The sequence below is a fragment of the Puia sp. P3 genome (assembly GCF_050632245.1).
Classification (GTDB): Bacteria; Bacteroidota; Bacteroidia; order Chitinophagales; family Chitinophagaceae; genus Puia.
The window spans coordinates 6,059,809-6,073,347 of the sequence record NZ_CP192583.1 but is presented as its reverse complement, the minus strand read 5'-3'; the positions used below and the strand labels follow the sequence as shown (position 1 = coordinate 6,073,347).

The window sequence follows — 13,539 nt, the reverse complement described above, 5'->3', positions numbered from 1 at the left end:
CCCTCGCCCTCAAATTAGGAGTTGCTTTTCCCGGGTAGTCCCGCCAGCCAGTTCAGCAGTCTTTCACTCCACTGATCCTTCGTGGTTGGGTTGTGCAACCCATATCCGTGTCCACCACCAGGATACAGATGCAATTCTGCGGGCACCTTGTTATGCAGCAACGATTCGTAAAAATGGATACTGTTGGCCACCGGAACCGTCTTGTCGTCTTCCGAGTGGACCAGGAAGGCCGGAGGCGTCAATGGCCCCACCTGCAGTTCGTTGGAGTATTCCGTGATAAGTGAAGAAGAAGGATTTTCCCCGATAAGGGCGTCGCGCGATCCCCGGTGCCCGATGCTGTCCGAAAAACTGATCACCGGATACAGCAGGACCATAAAATCAGGCCTCAGCGAGACATGCCCGTCATTGGGAATGACAGCCTTTTCAAAATGGGTGCCGGCCGTCGACGCCAGGTGTCCGCCCGCGGAAAAACCCATAATCCCCACCCTTGCCGTGTCGACGCCCCATTCTTTTGCCTGCTGGCGGACCAGTTGGATAGCCCGCTGTGCGTCCTGCAGAGGACCGATGGTCTTGTCGGCCATGGTCTCATCGCTGGGCAGGCGATACTTGAGCACAAAGGCCGCAATACCCGCTTCGTTCAGCATATGCGCTATCTCCAGACCTTCATGTCCCATGGCGAGTGCGAATACCCGCCGCCGGGACATACCACGATGCCCATCCCGGTAGCCTTTCCTTTTCCCGGGAGAAAGACCGTCAGCGTAGGTCGGCTCGTTTTGGAGAGACCGTAGTCCCACGAGCCGCGGGAACCGGGAGTTCTTACCTCCTGGTCCGGGCCAGGTTTGGAATTAGGGATAGCCCCGGTCCCATAAAGGGGCAGTTCCTGCTGTGCCGTCGCCATAAGCATGGGTAACAGTGCAAGGGTGAGGAAAATAATTTTTTCATATGTGGATCATCATAAAACCAGCATGGCGTCGCCGTAGCTGAAAAATCTGTACTTGTCCTTGATAGCCTTTCGATACGCTTCCATTGCCAGATCGTAACCCGCAAATGCACATACCATGATGAGCAGGCTCGTCTTGGGCAGATGGAAATTGGTCACAAGGGCGTCGGCGATGTTGAACTGATAAGGCGGGTGAATAAAAGTATTGGTCCATCCTTCGGAGGGCTTCAGCAGCTTCTCGGCGGTAAAGGACGATTCCAGCGCGCGCATGGTGGTCGTACCGATGGAGATGATGCGGTGATTGCCCACCCGCGCCTTGTTGACGATCTTGCAGGCGTCGTCCTCGATGCGGTAGTATTCGGCGTCCATCTTGTGCTTGCTGAGGTCTTCCACTTCGATCGGGCGGAAAGTTCCGAGACCGGTGTGGAGGGTGATCTCGGCAAACCGAACCCCCTTTATCTCCAGGCGCTTGATCAGTTCTTTACTGAAGTGGAGACCGGCGGTCGGCGCTGCTACTGCACCCTCGTGTTTGGCGTATACAGTTTGGTAGCGTTCCTTGTCCTCTTCATCAGGCTTCCTCTTGATATACTTCGGCAGGGGCGTTTCACCCAAAAATTCCAGCTGCTGACGGAACTCGTCGTCGCTGCCATCCCACAGGAAACGGATGGTCCTTCCCCGGCTGGTCGTGTTGTCGATAACTTCAGCTACCAGCTCGTCATTGTCACCAAAATATAACTTGTTACCGACCCTGATCTTTCTTGCGGGATCAACGATCACATCCCAGAGGCGGTTAGGCTTGTTCAGTTCGCGGAGGAGGAAAACTTCGATCTTGGCGCCCGTTTTCTCTTTACGGCCATACATGCGCGCGGGGAACACCTTGGTGTTATTGACGACGAATACATCCTTGTCGTCGAAGTACTCGAGAATATCCCGGAAATGCTTGTTTTCGATCAGACCAGTCTTGCGGTGGACCACCATCATCCGGCTGTCCTCTCTTTTTTCGCAGGGTGTTGGGCAATGAGATTCAGAGGAAGGTCAAACTTGAACTGTGAAAGCTTCATGTGCTATTGTATTTTTGTAGTTTTTACCGGGACCCAGCGGCCGCCGATGACTATCGCACATGATACCAGCGAGGTGGTAATGAAGATATCGGAGATTATCCGGTACAAACCAGGTCTTACGGCACCCGATTTGATATCATGTTACGGCATGATTTTTCTAAGCGGGCGAAGGTACAAATAAAAACGCGTCCCCGCAAAAATGATTTTTGCCCCGCCCCAATAATAATTTTCAGGAATTCCCGTCTTTTATGCATCTTCATGTGAAGCGCTTTAATTCTACTTAATAATGAGTTGGACCCCGATGAAATATGCCCGGCCAGTGGTTCTCCTGTTCTTGCTTCCCCGGGGTTTATCGTTGGCGGCTCAAAGACGGAAGGTTAGTCCCCGCCGGCGGCCAGACCAGTACCGGTCAGTGTTCCCGACAAAAAATATCCCGCCCTTCTGTGGGAGATCACAGGCAACGGCCTTCAAAAACCATCCTATCTCTTCGGGACCATGCACGTCAGCAGCAAGCTGGTCTTCCACCTCAGCGATTCCTTTTACATCGACATCAAAAACGCCGACGTTGTGGCCCTCGAGCTCGACCCGCAGCTGTGGCAGGACCAGATGTTCCGCTATGAGAACCTCCAGTCCAACCTCCGGTATTTCACCCAGGGCGCGCCGGCGGACTTCATCAACGAAAAGTCCTTCCAGCCCGAAAAATACGACGACCGCCTGAAGTCCGCACTCTCCAACGAGCCCACCATCATCAATGGTCTGCTCTACCGCACCTACCGCAACCGGGCGGACTTCGAAGAAGATACCTATCTCGACCTCTATATCTACCAGACCGGCAAAAAGCTCGGCAAGCAGGCTACCGGCGTCGAGAACTTCTTCCAGACCGAGCGCCTCATCATGGAGGCCGCCCAGGACATGCTGAAAGACAGGAAGAAAAAGGCGCCCGATATGGACGGCGAGTCCTCCTTCGACGTCGAACGCAAGACCCAGGGAAGCCTACCGCAAGGGCGACCTCGACCTGCTTGACTCCCTCGAGAAGCTCATGGAGCCTTCCGAGGCCTATATGGAGAAATTCCTCTACCGCCGCAACGAGATCCAGGCCGCGTCCATCGACAGCATCGTAAAAAAGCATTCCCTGTTCGTCGGGGTAGGCGCCGCCCACCTCCCCGGAAAAAGGGGAGTGATCGAGCTGCTGCGGCAAAAAGGGTATACCCTCCGTCCCGTGGTCATGCTCGACCGCGACGCCCAGCGCCGCGACGATATCGACAAGATCAGGGTCCCCGTCAGCTTTTCAAATTTCTCGTCCCCCGACGGCGACTTTTCCGTCCAGCTGCCAGGCAAGCTCTACCGCCGGGCAGACAGCAGGACCGACGAAGCCTGGCAATACGCCGATATGAGCAACGGCGCCTACTACCTGATCAGCCGCGTGAAAACACACGGCGGCTTTTTTGGACAGCGGGAGGCCGTGGTCCAGAGAAAGGTGGACAGTCTCCTCTATGAGAACATTCCCGGGAAGATCCTCAAAAAAACGGCCATCACACGCAGCGGTTACAAGGGCTTCGACGTCACCGGTCGCACCCGCCGCGGGGATATCCAACGGTATAATATCCTGATCACTCCCTACGAAGTTTGGGTATTCAAGATCAGCGGCACCAACGGATACGTCGACGGCCCGGAGGCGGACCAGTTCTTTAATTCCATCCATATCCGGAAAAACGCTCCGTCGGGATGGACGCCCTTTACCCCGGAAAGGGGCGGTTTTACCATCCGCTGGCCCGGTGCGCCCGAACAGAATAAGAACACCGCTACCGGGGATGGCGTAACCCGGTGGGAATACGAGTGTACCGATACGACCAACGGAGACGCCTTTCTGCTCTGGAAAAGACCGTCCAGAACTACCGGTTCATGGAAGAAGATACCGCCGACCTGGCGCTCATGGAAAAAAGCTTTAGTGTGTCCGACTGGATCGACAAACCCCTGAGCCGCCGCACAGGCTCCTGCAACGGCTATCCCTGTCTGGACGCCTCGTATCAGGGGAAGGACGGCGCCTTCGTCAGGGCCCGTTTCGTCATCCGCGGACCGGACTACTACCTGCTGGCCGCGCGCACTACAACAAAAGACAAGGCATTCCCCGGCTTTTTCGATTCCTTTTCCTTTGCCCCTTACCGTTATCCCAGCTATCGAACCTATGTCGATACCTTCATAAAGATCAGCGTCACCACGCCGATGGTCCCGGACGTGGACGCCGGCATGCGGGGCATTCTCGAGCGGGCGACAAGCGAAGAATTTCTCAACTCCATACCGGACTACGACAACTACTGGCCGCGGCCCAAGACCGCGCTGTTTCAGGACGACTCCACCGGCGAGGCCGTTTTTGTTTCGGCGGAGCCCTTCCCCAAATACTATTTTCCCAAAGACACCGCTTCTTTCTGGGTGGAAGAGATAGGAGAGAAGAGGCTGCGGCGCGACATGCTGATTGCGGAAAAGCGGCCCATTTACTCTACCGACAGCCTGCTCAGTGCCCCCGGCGAAACATCCTCTACGCCGGCCTATCGTCCCACGCCCGTGGTGGCGGGCTACCGCCTCGTCCTTTCCGACACCAATACGCTCAGGCGTATCCGGATGAGCGTATTTCTAAAGGACAATATGCTGTTTCGTATCGTTTCACTCGGCGATTCCCTGCAGGGTGGGAGTGAATTTATCAACAGGTTCTACGGCAGCTTTCGCCCAATCAACAGGTCCTCGGGCTTTTCTGTATTCGCGTCGAAGCTCGACCTCTTCTTCAGCGACTTCTACAGCAAGGATTCCATTGCCGCCAGACACGCCAGGACGGCGATCCCCAACGTCTATTTCGGGCCGGGGGGCCTCAGCGCCCTGCTGACGGCGATCAATACTCTTCCGTATAACGGGAAGGACTATTTCGAGACAAAGACCAAATTCATCAACGAGCTGGGCTATATCAACGATTCCGCGGTTGTCCGCCGCGTCGTCGACGGACTGAAGAACATTTACGATCGGGTAGGGGACACGAGCACCTTTCAGAACGCCGTGCTCAAGGCGCTTGCGCACCACAAGACGAACGATGCCTCATGCGCTGCTGAAGCAGCTGATCGTTCAGGACCCGCCCGTCTTCGACAATACCTCCGACTACAATTACCTCTTCCAGGACATCGGCGACTCCCTTCCCCTGGCCCGTACGCTTTTCCCCGACCTGCTGCAGCTGGCGACAGTGGACGACTACAAGTCCAATATCCAGTCCCTGCTGGCCAGTCTGGTCGACAGCGGATACCTGCACGCGTCGGATTATGCCTCCTATTTCAGTCAGGTCTATTTCGACGCGAAGATCCAGTGGAAGAAGCAGGAGGGTAAGGACGAAAGAAGGCTGCAAAAAAAGGACGACGACAAAGACGACGACGGCGATTCCGATGGCGACGACAACGGGGCCAACGACCTTGACGACTATGCGGTGCTGCTGGAACCCTTCTACGACAAGAACCCTACCGTCCCCCATTTCTTCGACCGGCTGCTGCGGAGTAAGGACGCGGGACTGCGGCTGAACACCGCCGTTCTCCTGCTGCGCCACAACCGGCCCGTGGCGGATTCCATCATCCAGGCGCTGGCGGCCAGCGACGCGTCGCGCAGCCGCCTCCTGCGAAACCTTATCGTCATCCACAAAGACGAACGCTTTCCGAAGGGCAGCCGGACCCAGGAGGCCATCGCGCGCAGCCTGCTCGTCGCCAGCCACGGCAGCAGCGATTTTGCCGACGTCCAGCTGATCGACAAACGCCCCGCCCAGTATAAGAGCAACAAGGGGTATGTCTACTATTTCAGATATAAGATCAACCGCGACGACGAATGGATGATCGGCCTCAGCGGCTTCCAGCCCCTGACGCACAAGGACGTTTCCACCGATCCGGCATTCGTGTCCCTCACTGGCAAACGTCTCCGGGCCGATTCCCCGGCACTCAACCAGTTCGACCAGCAGTGGCAGCGTCTCTTATTTTCCCGCCGCCGCAGCGCCGCTAATTTTTTTCGGACGGAGAATTTTACGGAGGACGGCCCGATGAGGACTGAACATTTTACGCTTGCCGCATCGGTCCTCTCTCTCTATTTTTCATTTTTCCCTGGGCCATCTTTTTCCCAAAATCTTCTGGCCAACGGCGGTTTTGAAGAGTTCAACAGCCGTCTCTCAGAATGCAGGCTTCCGGCTACGGCAGTACCCTCCCCGTCGCTTCCAACTCTACTCCCGAAGGCCGCGCCGCCAACCGCCGCGTCGAGATCGTCCAGCTATACTAGTCTGCCTTTTCTCCCCCGGCCAACCACAACTCCATTCCCCTGCCACCCGTGATGTCCCCTCCACCCCCGCTAGGCCTCCTCCTACACCCCGATAGGCCTCCGCCTACACCCCGATAGGCCTCCTCATACACCCCGCTAGGCCTCCCCCTATCACACCTCGATCCCCTTCGGGATGGCGTCGATCAACCTCTTCGTGTACCCGCTTGCCGGATGATTATAAACTTCCTCCGCCGCGCCGATCTCTTCAATACGTCCCTTATTCATAACCATGATCCTGTCGCTGATATATCGTATCACTCCCAGATCATGCGAGATAAACACCACCGTAAAACCAAATTCCTTTTTCAGGTCGTTGAGTAGGTTCAGCACCTGCGCCTGCACACTGACGTCCAGCGCGGACACCGACTCGTCGCAGACAATAAAACTTGGGCGCAGCGCCAGCGCCCTTGCTATCACTATCCGTTGCCGTTGCCCCCCCGAAAACTCGTGCGGATACCGGTCGAAATGCTCCGCCTTCAATCCCACCTTCTCCAGGAGCTCCGTCACCTGCTGCCGAAGTCCCATCCCATCATCCGTCACCCGGCCCCCTTTCATCCCCTCCTGTCCCACCACCCCCATCCCATGGACCCTAAGCACTTCGGCGATCGCCGACCCCACCGTCAACCGCGGGTTCAGCGAAGAGTAAGGGTCCTGAAAGATCAGCTGTATCCGCGAGCGGAGCTTTTTCAGGTCCCCGGCCTTCAGCTCAGCCATATCCTTTCCTTCGAACAAAATGCTGCCGCTGGTCGGCATAGCAAGCCGCATCAGCGCCCTGCCCAGCGTAGTCTTGCCGCATCCCGACTCTCCCACCAGGCCAAGGGTCTCTCCTTCAAAAACATCAAAACTCACGTCATCCACCGCCTTCGTATATTCCAGCACTTTCCCGAGTAGCGTCTTGCGTTTGGGATACCATACCCGCAGATTCCGCACCTGTATCACCGGATGGCCTGAACGCCGCTCTTCCGCGATCGCGCCACCCCCCGCCGTCGTCGCCCCAACTGCAGCCGTCACCTCCCCTCTGGCGTCAGCCCCGCCCCCAGTCCACCCGTCGCCTTCACCCCCTCCAGGGTCCCATCCCCATCCAAAAAATCACTAACCATCGGCAGCCGTTCCCCCCTCTTATGCAGCGCGGGCCTGCACGCGAGCAAGCCCTTCGTATAGGGATGACGGGGATTCCTGAACAGCTGATCGACCGTCCCCTCCTCAACTACTTTACCCCTGTACAGCACAAGCGCCCGGTCGGCGATCTCCGCCACAACCCCCAAATCATGCGTAATAAAGATCACCCCCATATCTTCCCGTCTCCTGCAGCTGACGGATCAGCCGGAGGATGGTCTTCTGTACCGTCACGTCGAGTGCGGTCGTCGGCTCGTCACAGATCAGCAGCGAAGGGCGGCTGCTCATCGCCATGGCGATCATCACACGCTGCTTCTGTCCCCCGCTCAGCTGATGCGGCCACCTGTTATAAATATTCTCGGGATCCGGAAGCTGCACCTTTTCAAAAAGCGCAATGGCCTCCTTCTTCGCCTCCTCCGCCGACACCGCCTCGCCAACCACACCCCCCCGGCGGTGAGCCCTGATAGCCTCCGCCACCTGGTCCCCGCACGTAAACACCGGATTCAATGAAGTCATCGGCTCCTGAAAGATCATAGCTATCTCCGTTCCGCGGATATCCTGCAACTGCCTTGGCGTCTGCTTCAACAGGTCAATAGTCCGCCCATCCCTTCCCGTAAATAGTATACTCCCCGAAACATACCGCGTCGGCGGCTGCGGCAGCAGCTGCAATATAGACAACGACGTTATAGATTTGCCGGACCCGGACTCCCCCACAAGCGCCACAATCTCTCCTCTCCTGACGTCAAGGTTCACGCGTTCCACCCCGGGCACGAGACCGTTGTCCGTAGAGAACGAGATACCGAGATCCTGAATCGATAATAGCTGGGACATAGTAGTAGTGTAGGTCTAAAACCGCAGATGCCTGACGGTAAGTCCATTATTGATCAGTTGTTTCAGCGAATCAATCCCTATCTTGATATGATTTTCCACATAGTCATTCGTCACCTTCAGGTCACTTTCCGCCGTCTTCACACCCTCCGGCACCATCGGCTGGTCGCTGACCAGCAGCAGCGCCCCCGTCGGGATCTTGTTAAAAAAGCCAACGGAGAATATCGTAGCCGTCTCCATATCGATAGCGTAAGCCCTTATCTTCTGCAGGTACTCCTTGAAATGTTCGTCATGCTCCCAAACCCGGCGGTTCGTCGTATAGACCGTTCCCGTCCAGTAGTCCACGCCATAATCCCTTATCGTCGTCGAAATCGCCTTCTGCAGCGCAAAAGCGGGTAGCGCCGGTACCTCCGGCGGAAAATAGTCGTTCGACGTCCCCTCTCCCCGTATAGCCGCGATCGGAAGGATCAGGTCACCAAGCTTATTTCTTTTCTTCAGCCCACCGCACTTTCCCAGAAAGAGAACCGCATCGGGACTTATCGCCGTCAGCAGGTCCATGATCGTGGCGGCGCCGGGGCTGCCCATACCAAAGTTGATGATAGTGATGTCGCCGGACGTGGCGCACTGCATGGCTTTATGCTCTCCTATGACTTCCACCTTATGCCACTCGGCAAAAAGGTGTACATAGTTGTAAAAATTGGTCAGCAGGATATATTTGCCGAAATTTTCGAGTTTTTCCCCCGTATAGCGGGGAAGCCAGTTGCTTACTATTTCTTCTTTGCTTTTCATTCGTAAATTTACCAAATAGTTTTTGCTAATGATCAAAATCTACTATCCACCCTATCCCTTTAAGATCAGAGAGCCCGAACGGAAAAAAGAGGAGATCTGGGATGAACTGCGCAAACAATGGGTCCGGCTCACTCCCGAAGAGTGGGTCCGGCAGAACTTTGTTCAATACCTGCTGGTCGTAAAGAACTACCCCGCTTCCTATATGGCGGTCGAGCGGAAGATGCGGCTGGGTGAACTCAACAAGCGCTTCGACCTCCTCATCTTCGACAAAGCCGCCCAGCCCTGGATGCTCGTCGAATGCAAGGCCATGACCGAGCGCCTGGACAGCCGCGTTCTCTGGCAGGTCCTCCGTTATAATATGGCCATACCCGTTAAATACATCGTTATCACCAACGGCGAGGAATGCCACGCCTTCATCCGCGGCGAAAAAGATTTCGAAGACCTCGCCGCCCTCCCGGCCTACAACGAATAGGCCCCCGCGAAAACCCAGGCCCGCGCGAAAACCCAGGCCCGCGAAAACCCAGGCCCCCGAAAACCCAGGCCCCCCAAAGAAATAGGCCCCTAAGGCCTCACCACCCCACTATACATTTTTGTATCATACCTCAAAGTCACCTTCCCATCCATAGCATACTTCTCAAATAGGCGCGCAAGCGCACCGATCATTTCCGCATGCCGTTCCCCGGCCTTCGGAATATACGACGACGACAGCAGTCTCCCCTGCAATCCTGGAAGATCGAACTCCTGAAAGTTATCAAATTGATCCAGCACAAAGGGCTGCGGCTTAAAAAGTCCCCCACCTGCAGATCCGCGATATTCTTATGGTTAACCGTCTTATAGTCCCCTGCATAACGCAGGATCAGCTCTTCATATTCCCGCTCGAACGGCGTTTCCATCAGCCGCTCATTCCAGATGAGCGCCACCGTTGCCCCGGGCCGGCTGATGCGGACGAACTCCTTTCGCGTCGGGGCGCGGTCGAACCAGTGAAAGGCCCGGCCCGCCACGATCAGGTCGATGGAGGAATCGGGAAGCCCCGTCGCCTCCGCCGTCCCATCGACGGAAACAAATCCGGGGTACTGACCGAGCAGCTCTTCCGCTTTTTTCGCATCGCCGCGTTGGGCTCTACCGCATAGACCCGGTTGTTATTGCGAAGGAACAGCTCCGTGGATATACCGGTGCCCGAGCCGATATCCGCCACTATCCGGTCGGTGCCGACCTGCAGGATAGATAAAATGGCCACGGGATAGGTCGGCCGGTACCTGACATAGTCTTCAACCCGGTCGCTAAAACGTTCGGTGCTGTCCATAATACCTCAAATTACGAAAAAGCCCGCCGGATGGCGGGCCTGAATTTATTAAAATCCACCTACTATGGGAAGATCCCCAGCTCGGCATAAGACGTACCCACCTTGTTGATGGCTACGACATAGGCCGCCGTGCGCATATCGGGGATGCTCGGGTTGGCCTTCCAGGCTTCCATGATCTCGCGGGTCGCTGCGATCATCGTCTCTTCCAGACCGCTGTATACCAGGTCGACCTCGTCGGCGCCGTGCATGATGAATTCTTTTTCGTTCTGGCTGACCTTCTTACCCGTGAGCCCTTCTATCTGGCTGAGGATATGCGAGTTCATGTTTTCGGTGAAGCGCTTTTCCATACGGCCATAACGGACATGGCTGAGATTCTTGAGCCATTCGAAATAGGACACCGTGACACCGCCGGCGTTGAGATACATATCCGGGACGACCAGTATTCCTTTTTTACAAATACCTCGTCGGCTTCAGGAGTCAGCGGGCCGTTGGCGGCCTCACCGATGATCTTCGCCTTTACGTTCGGCGCGTTGGTGCCGTTGATCACGTTCTCCAGTGCAGCCGGGATCAGGATATCACATTCGAGTTCGAGAGCGTCTCCCGAGTTGGCGATATTGGTAGCGCCGGGGAAATTGAGAATGCTACCCGTCTTTTTCCGATGCTGGAAGACCTCTTCTTCGTTGAGACCGTTCGGGTTCGTGATAGCTCCTTCGAATTCCGCCAGCGCGATCACCTTGGCGCCGCCTTCGCGGAAGAATTTTGCGGCGTGGTATCCCACGTTGCCCATGCCCTGAACGATGACCGTCTTGCCTTCGATACCGGTTTTCATTTTCAGACGGCTCATGATATCGGTCATATTGCAGACCTCGCGGATGCCGTAGAAAACGCCAAGTCCGGTCGCTTCGCGGCGGCCGCGGACACCGCCCTGCGAGACCGGTTTCCCGGTGACGCAGCCCAGCGCGTCTATTTCGCCGGGGCGCATACTCATATAGGTATCGAGTATCCAGGCCATTTCGCGCTCGCCCGTGCCGTAGTCAGGAGCTGGCACATCGGTACCGGGTCCGATAAAATTCTTTTGATCAGCTCGGAGGTATACCGCCGGGTGATCTTCTCCAGCTCGTACGGCGTGTATTTTTTCGGGTCGATGCTGATCCCGCCCTTCGCTCCGCCGAAGGGTACGTTGACGATGGCGCACTTGAAAGTCATCAGCGCGGCCAGCGCCATCACCTCGTCGAGGTTTACAGAGGGAGCAAATCGGATCCCGCCTTTACACGGCGTCTTGTGGTGGGAGTGCTGTACCCGGTACGCCTTAATGACCTCGATCTTGTCCCCGATCTTTACCGGGAAGAACATGCGGTACACGGCATTACACTGTTTGATCTGTTCGAGGATACCGGGGTCCCAGCTCGTGTGCTTGGCCGCCTTGTCGAAACTCTTTTCTACGGCTTCGAAAAACTTGTATTCCATTTGGCTTGGTTTAATGTGTGACATCGGAAGTGGAAGCAATCGTTATTTTTTTGGGCGCCCACCTGCTCCGAACTTTATTTATTAAAATCTTTTTCCAGTCGCGAAATCTTTTTGTCGAGGCGGATTACGTAAACGAACAGCCCGAGCAGTATCGTCACCAGTACGGCGATGACTACATATATCTTTCCGCTGGCCCTGAACTGATCGGCCATTTCGACCTTCGACGTGTCTCCGGCGGGTTGTGCCCGGAGAGTGACGGTCACCAGACAGGCCAGTAACGTAAATAACGGTTTGTAAATTTTCTTATGCATTACGAAGTTTTCTTGCTTGGTTGGGGGAGGGAAGCAGACCTTCTTTCTTTTCCGTCAGAATGGCCAGCCTTATTCTCAGGGTCGTGATCCAGACACCCAGAAGCGTCCAGCCGGGAACTGCACCGGGCCAGAACACCACCCGCATCCTCGAGTCGATATCGTGGGTATCCAGCGCGGGGTTGCCCATACCGCCCGGATGAAGACTTTCCAGCAGACGGGGGATGATCCATATGGTTGGCAACAACATCGCATACGCGAAAATGTTGTAGACGGCGCCGATGCGCGCGCGTTTATCCATATCCGTCATCGAATTGCGAAGCACCAGATAGGCCAGATAGATCAGCAGGGCGATCACCGCGCCCAGCTGCTTGGGGTCGCTGCTCCAGAACGCTCCCCAGGTCCACCGCGCCCAGATCGAGCCGGTTGTAAATCCGAGTACGCCGAAGACAATCCCCCCTTGGTATATTCGAGCGCATAGATATCGTACTTGTGATTGTTGGTCCGGAGATAGCGAACCGAGTAGATCACCGAGACGGTAAAGAGTACCATCATGGCAAACCACATCGCTACATGGAAATAAAGATTTCGGATCGTTTCATTTAGAATGGGCTTCGCCGGAACTCCCCCGAGAAACCCTGCTATGAAGGTGTAGATCAATAATACCCCGCATAATATTTTCCACCATTTCTGACGAATCATACGACTTTCTTGATTTGTATCAGTTTGCGAGTTTCGCGGCATCCGGTGTGCGAACTCCGCGCAAAGTTAATAGGAAAAACCTCAGTCCTTCCATAAAAAAGGAAAAAGAATCAGCGACAGCGCTACGATCATGACGTCAAGTCCGCCGAGCACCGCGCTCATCGTCGCCAGCCCCCCTGTAAAACGTCCTCGAAGGCAATATTCGATATCTTGCTCAGCAGCAGCAGTTGAGGGATGATCAGCGGAAACCCCAGAATGGCCATCAGAGCCGCGTTTTGCTGGGCGCGCGCCGCGATGGCCGCCAGAAAAGTAAAGACAAGACTGAGGCTCATCCCTCCGAGACAGCTGATCGCAACAAAGGATAAGGGATTGGGCATCGGGTTGCCGAGCATTAGTACAAACAGACCGAGACTCACCAGCGCCATCACGATCATCAGCAGCGCATTGAACAGCAGCTTGGACAGGATAAAGTCCCGGGGCCCGGCGATAGTATAAAAATATAAGAGGCGTCCCTTCCCTTCCTGAAGAAAACTCTTGGCCACCGCATTGACGCAGATGAACAACTGCATCATCCAGAAAAGTCCCTTCCAAACCGTACTTTCCGGCTCTCCCATGGATAAATACAGGACAAAAATGGTGGATGCAACGTATAAGAGCACTCCGTAAAAGGTATACTGCTGACGTATCTCCAGT

General features: G+C 55.6%; 18 protein-coding genes and 1 pseudogene. 4 read left to right on the top strand and 15 right to left on the bottom strand.

What is annotated here, in order from left to right; genetic code table 11:
• Positions 1-14 precede the first annotated feature (14 nt).
• From ACQ86N_RS38315 to queA, 3 genes are read right to left on the bottom strand one after another with little or no spacing between them, the layout of a single operon-like run.
• The gene (locus ACQ86N_RS38315; protein WP_431211619.1) at positions 15-674 is read right to left on the bottom strand and encodes an alpha/beta hydrolase; all 660 of its coding nucleotides are present in this window, start codon (positions 672-674) and stop codon (positions 15-17) included.
• Entirely contained in the window at positions 650-904 is a 255-nt protein-coding gene (locus ACQ86N_RS38310) for a hypothetical protein (RefSeq protein WP_431211618.1), read from the bottom strand. The genes ACQ86N_RS38315 and ACQ86N_RS38310 overlap by 25 nt, the downstream gene beginning before the upstream one ends.
• A gap of 48 nt (positions 905-952) precedes the next feature.
• Positions 953-1,921 carry a tRNA preQ1(34) S-adenosylmethionine ribosyltransferase-isomerase QueA gene (gene queA, locus ACQ86N_RS38305; RefSeq protein ID WP_431211617.1) on the bottom strand — a complete coding sequence of 323 codons (969 nt, stop codon included), beginning with the start codon at positions 1,919-1,921 and terminating at the stop codon, positions 953-955.
• A 521-nt stretch (positions 1,922-2,442) separates the two neighbouring features.
• Here queA and ACQ86N_RS38300 point away from each other — a divergent pair.
• Genes ACQ86N_RS38300 through ACQ86N_RS38290 form a run of 3 tightly spaced genes read left to right on the top strand, consistent with a single transcriptional unit; the run spans position 2,443 to position 5,367 of the window.
• Complete coding sequence (locus tag ACQ86N_RS38300) at positions 2,443-3,024, top strand: TraB/GumN family protein (protein ID WP_431217765.1); 582 nt, start codon at positions 2,443-2,445, stop codon at positions 3,022-3,024.
• A 16-nt stretch (positions 3,025-3,040) separates the two neighbouring features.
• Positions 3,041-3,979, top strand: coding sequence for a TraB/GumN family protein (locus tag ACQ86N_RS38295; protein ID WP_431211616.1), 939 nt, complete (start codon positions 3,041-3,043; stop codon positions 3,977-3,979).
• Positions 3,904-5,367: a hypothetical protein gene (locus ACQ86N_RS38290; protein WP_431211615.1), complete on the top strand. Its 1,464-nt coding sequence runs from the start codon at positions 3,904-3,906 to the stop codon at positions 5,365-5,367. Before ACQ86N_RS38295 ends, ACQ86N_RS38290 begins: the two co-directional genes overlap by 76 nt.
• Before the next feature lie 1,077 nt (positions 5,368-6,444).
• On the opposite strand, the gene ACQ86N_RS38285 is transcribed toward ACQ86N_RS38290, so the two are convergent.
• The 4 genes from ACQ86N_RS38285 to ACQ86N_RS38270 are packed head-to-tail and all read right to left on the bottom strand — an operon-like array spanning position 6,445 to position 9,066.
• The gene (locus tag ACQ86N_RS38285; protein WP_431211614.1) at positions 6,445-7,344 is read right to left on the bottom strand and encodes an ABC transporter ATP-binding protein; all 900 of its coding nucleotides are present in this window, start codon (positions 7,342-7,344) and stop codon (positions 6,445-6,447) included.
• On the bottom strand, positions 7,341-7,625 hold the full coding sequence (locus ACQ86N_RS38280; protein WP_431211613.1) for an oligopeptide/dipeptide ABC transporter ATP-binding protein: 285 nt from the start codon (positions 7,623-7,625) through the stop codon (positions 7,341-7,343). Before ACQ86N_RS38280 ends, ACQ86N_RS38285 begins: the two co-directional genes overlap by 4 nt.
• The gene (locus ACQ86N_RS38275; protein ID WP_431211612.1) at positions 7,600-8,280 is read right to left on the bottom strand and encodes an ATP-binding cassette domain-containing protein; all 681 of its coding nucleotides are present in this window, start codon (positions 8,278-8,280) and stop codon (positions 7,600-7,602) included. The genes ACQ86N_RS38280 and ACQ86N_RS38275 overlap by 26 nt, the downstream gene beginning before the upstream one ends.
• A 15-nt stretch (positions 8,281-8,295) precedes the next feature.
• Positions 8,296-9,066 (bottom strand): AMP nucleosidase, encoded by a 771-nt coding sequence (locus tag ACQ86N_RS38270; protein WP_431211611.1) that lies wholly within the window; start codon positions 9,064-9,066, stop codon positions 8,296-8,298.
• A gap of 28 nt (positions 9,067-9,094) precedes the next feature.
• On the opposite strand from ACQ86N_RS38270, the gene ACQ86N_RS38265 reads away from it, so the two are divergent.
• Positions 9,095-9,538 carry a type I restriction enzyme HsdR N-terminal domain-containing protein gene (locus tag ACQ86N_RS38265; protein WP_431211610.1) on the top strand — a complete coding sequence of 148 codons (444 nt, stop codon included), beginning with the start codon at positions 9,095-9,097 and terminating at the stop codon, positions 9,536-9,538.
• A gap of 187 nt (positions 9,539-9,725) precedes the next feature.
• On the opposite strand, the gene ACQ86N_RS38260 is transcribed toward ACQ86N_RS38265, so the two are convergent.
• The 8 genes and pseudogenes from ACQ86N_RS38260 to ACQ86N_RS38225 all read right to left on the bottom strand — a co-directional run bounded on the left by ACQ86N_RS38260 (position 9,726) and on the right by ACQ86N_RS38225 (position 13,505).
• Positions 9,726-10,151, bottom strand: coding sequence for a class I SAM-dependent methyltransferase (locus ACQ86N_RS38260; RefSeq protein WP_431217764.1), 426 nt, complete (start codon positions 10,149-10,151; stop codon positions 9,726-9,728).
• Positions 10,070-10,369: a class I SAM-dependent methyltransferase gene (locus tag ACQ86N_RS38255; RefSeq protein WP_431211609.1), complete on the bottom strand. Its 300-nt coding sequence runs from the start codon at positions 10,367-10,369 to the stop codon at positions 10,070-10,072. Before ACQ86N_RS38255 ends, ACQ86N_RS38260 begins: the two co-directional genes overlap by 82 nt.
• Before the next feature lie 62 nt (positions 10,370-10,431).
• The gene (locus tag ACQ86N_RS38250; RefSeq protein ID WP_431218038.1) at positions 10,432-10,692 is read right to left on the bottom strand and encodes a hypothetical protein; all 261 of its coding nucleotides are present in this window, start codon (positions 10,690-10,692) and stop codon (positions 10,432-10,434) included.
• A gap of 42 nt (positions 10,693-10,734) precedes the next feature.
• Positions 10,735-11,417 (bottom strand): annotated as a pseudogene (locus ACQ86N_RS38245) (Glu/Leu/Phe/Val family dehydrogenase); the annotation flags it as partial.
• Positions 11,354-11,836: a Glu/Leu/Phe/Val dehydrogenase dimerization domain-containing protein gene (locus ACQ86N_RS38240; RefSeq protein WP_431211608.1), complete on the bottom strand. Its 483-nt coding sequence runs from the start codon at positions 11,834-11,836 to the stop codon at positions 11,354-11,356. The pseudogene ACQ86N_RS38245 and the gene ACQ86N_RS38240, both read right to left, overlap by 64 nt.
• A 74-nt stretch (positions 11,837-11,910) precedes the next feature.
• A complete protein-coding gene (locus ACQ86N_RS38235; protein ID WP_431211607.1) occupies positions 11,911-12,147 on the bottom strand; it encodes a CcmD family protein in 237 nt (78 codons plus the stop codon).
• Positions 12,140-12,709: a cytochrome c biogenesis protein CcsA gene (ccsA, locus tag ACQ86N_RS38230; RefSeq protein ID WP_431211606.1), complete on the bottom strand. Its 570-nt coding sequence runs from the start codon at positions 12,707-12,709 to the stop codon at positions 12,140-12,142. The genes ACQ86N_RS38235 and ccsA overlap by 8 nt, the downstream gene beginning before the upstream one ends.
• A gap of 295 nt (positions 12,710-13,004) precedes the next feature.
• Complete coding sequence (locus ACQ86N_RS38225; RefSeq protein ID WP_431211605.1) at positions 13,005-13,505, bottom strand: heme exporter protein CcmB; 501 nt, start codon at positions 13,503-13,505, stop codon at positions 13,005-13,007.
• Between the last annotated feature and the right edge of the window lie 34 nt (positions 13,506-13,539).